This is a genomic window from Shigella sp. FC1661 (assembly GCF_001712525.1).
In the GTDB taxonomy this organism is placed as follows: Bacteria; Pseudomonadota; Gammaproteobacteria; order Enterobacterales; family Enterobacteriaceae; genus Escherichia; species Escherichia coli.
In genome coordinates this window covers 1-2,977 of record NZ_MDGW01000237.1, presented here as the reverse complement: position 1 = coordinate 2,977, position 2,977 = coordinate 1, and the positions used below count along the sequence as shown (strand labels likewise).

The window sequence follows — 2,977 nt, the reverse complement described above, 5'->3', positions numbered from 1 at the left end:
TTAATGCCATTTTCAAGAGCAAGTTTTGAGATGGATATCCCGGGTTCACAGGAGGCAGCAACGAGCTGCTGTTTAAATTCGGGAGGATAATTAGGGCAGCCTTTTCGCCTGCCGGGATTCACATTTTTCTGCATATCTGACACTTTGGTTCCCACTACTTATTTGGTGGACACCACTTTGTCTAATTCGTCAGATTCTGACCAGACGGTTCAGGCTGTACGCTTACAAGTAAGCTCAGTACTTCTGTTATTAAAAATGCTGCAGATTAATCACGCCTGATCTCTGTCCCGGTATTTTAGCCCGAGGTATATTCTGAAATATCATTCATCATGACCGGCGTTTATACAAACGCCGGTCATTCGCTAACAGCTTCACCGTTCCTTCCCCCATCCAGGTTCCGCATGAGCGTGTTGTAATGTTCATAAGCGTATTATCGTAAGCTTCCGGGGAACTCATATTGACGCGTTTTTCAGGCGCGCGTCATCGGCGGCGCATACGAACGATCGTGGTTTGATAACGGTTGATTTATTTTGTTGCACAGGGGCGATCGCCAGGCAGGTACCGGAGGCGGGCTCTGAAGTACTGAGTAGGGTGATCGCGTCAGGCCGCGAAGTACTGACTCGGGGATTAATAGCAGGTGATGAGTAAGCGTACAGCGAGGGCCGTATTGACGGGGATGTGTTATTCAGCTGGCAGTGCTATGCGCCACGGAAGCAGTTCGCTGACCCGGTTGACCGGCCAGTCTGCTATGACGCCAAGCACATGGCGAAGGTAGCTTTCTGGATCCACGTCATTCAGTTTGCACGTCCCGATCAGGCTGTACAGTAGCGCTCCCCGCTCACCACCATGGTCAGAGCCGAAGAATAGGAAGTTTTTACGACCCAGACTGACCGCCCGCAAGGCATTTTCAGCGATGTTGTTGTCGATTTCCACCCAGCTATCGTTCGCATAGTACGTCAGTGCCGGCCACTGGTTAAGTGCGTACGCGAACGCCTTCGCCAACTCTGAGTGTCGCGACAGGGTCTTCATCTTTTCCGCAACCAGCTTTCCAGGGATTTCAACAGCGGTTTCGTTTTTCGCTGACACCATGGAGGGAGTGGTTAAAAGAGCAACGAGAAAGTGGTAATTATAACGCCAGCCGGATATGGCGGGAAATGGTGGCCCGGGGATTTACAGGCAGTGAAACCATCGTCAGGGATGCGGTTGCCAAATGGCGTAAAGGCTGGAACCCACCGGTTACTACTGCCGTCAGACTTCCTTCAGTGTCCCGGGTAAGCCGCTGGTTGATGCCCTGGAGAATAACCAGGGATGAAGAAAATTATGCTTCCCGATTTATTAGTCTGATGTGTGAAAAAGAACCTGAGCTGAAAATAGCGCAGCAACTGGCACTCGAGTTCTACCGTATTCTGAAAACCCAAAATAAATCACAGCTAAGCAGTTGGTTCACTCGAGTCCACGAAAGCGGTTCAGCAGAATTTCGGCGCGTGGCGGCGGGGATGCAAGCTGATGCTGCAGCTATATGTGAGGCAATCAGTAGTCGCTGGAGTAATGGTGTTGTCGAAGGTCATGTAAATCGCCTGAAGAAGATGCTGAAACGCCAGATGTATGGTCGAGCAGGATTTGAACTACTCAGGCAGAGGGTAATGAGTCCACTGGCATGAAAATCTCCACCCAGGTTGCGGAAGAGCCACTTTTCATCCGTCGTTGACAGTTATACCGCCAGTCAGAAATATACCGTCGTCAGGGCGTGGAGCTGAGCCGTGCCACACTGGGTCGCTGGACCGGTGCCGTTGCTGAACTGCTGGAGCCGCTGTATGACGTCCTGCGCCAGTATGTGCTGATGCCCGGTAAAGTTCATGCGGATGATATCCCCGTTCCGGTCCAGGAGCCGGGCAGTGGTAAAACAAGAACTGCCCGGCTGTGGGTCTATGTCCGTGATGACCGTAACGCCGGTTCACAGATGCCCCCGGCGGTCTGGTTCGCGTACAGCCCGGACCGGAAAGGTATCCATCCACAGAATCACCTGGCCGGTTACAGCGGTGTGCTTCAGGCAGATGCTTACGGTGGTTACCGGGCGTTATACGAATCCGGCAGAATAACGGAAGCCGCGTGTATGGCCCATGCCCGGAGAAAAATCCACGATGTGCATGCAAGAGTGCCAACCGACATCACCACGGAAGCCCTGCAGCGTATCGGTGAACTGTATACCATCGAGGCAGAAGTCCGGGGATGTTCAGCAGAACAGCGTCTGGCGGCAAGAAAAGCAAGAGCCGCGCCACTGATGCAGTCACTGTATGACCGGATACAGCAACAGATGAAAACACTGTCGCGTCACTCGGATACGGCAAAAGCGTTCGCATACCTACTGAAACAGTGGAAGGCCCTGAACGTGTACTGCAGTAATGGCTGGGTGGAAATCGACAACAACATCGCAGAGAACGCCTTACGGGGAGTGGCCGTAGGCCGGAAAAACTGGCTCTTCGCGGGTTCCGACAGCGGTGGCGAACATGCGGTGGTGTTGTACTCGCTGATCGGCACATGCCGTCTGAACAATGTAGAGCCAGAAAAATGGCTGCGTTACGTTATTGAGCATCTCCAGGACTGGCCGGCAAACCGGGTACGCGATCTGTTGCCCTGGAATGAGGTGTACTGGCAATAGCGGACACTACCATTTGTTCTTTTTTTAAGCAGCCATCTGATGATATTTTTCCCTGAAGGCTGCCGGGGAGATATTCCCCAGACGAGAGTGACGACGCTGACGATTGTAGAAAATCTCAATGTATTCCCGTATTACTGAGATGGCTTCATCCCGGTTATTAAAACGATAGTGGCTCAGGCTCTCATTTTTCAGCGTTCCCCAGAAGCTTTCCATCGGAGCGTTGTCGTAACAGTGACCTTTACGCGACATTGATGTTTTCAGACCAGACTGCTCCTGTATGACCCGGTAATCGTATGCGCAGTACTGTGAACCTCGATC

The 2,977-nt window shown here is 52.2% G+C and carries 1 protein-coding gene and 3 pseudogenes; 2 read left to right on the top strand and 2 right to left on the bottom strand.

Annotated elements, in window-relative coordinates:
* Window positions 1-681: 681 nt before the first annotated feature.
* Window positions 682-1,082: pseudogene (locus BFF42_RS14245) on the bottom strand (IS66 family transposase); the annotation flags it as partial.
* Here BFF42_RS14245 and BFF42_RS14240 point away from each other — a divergent pair.
* Window positions 1,077-1,661, top strand: a pseudogene (locus BFF42_RS14240) (transposase); the annotation flags it as partial. The pseudogenes BFF42_RS14245 and BFF42_RS14240 sit on opposite strands and share 6 nt — an antisense overlap.
* Before the next feature lie 50 nt (window positions 1,662-1,711).
* Window positions 1,712-2,659 (top strand): annotated as a pseudogene (gene tnpC / locus BFF42_RS14235) (IS66 family transposase); the annotation flags it as partial.
* 24 nt (window positions 2,660-2,683) lie between these two features.
* Here the strand turns inward: tnpC and BFF42_RS14225 are convergent.
* The coding region (locus BFF42_RS14225; protein ID WP_146627975.1) for an integrase core domain-containing protein at window positions 2,684-2,977 on the bottom strand (294 nt) is incomplete at its 5' end.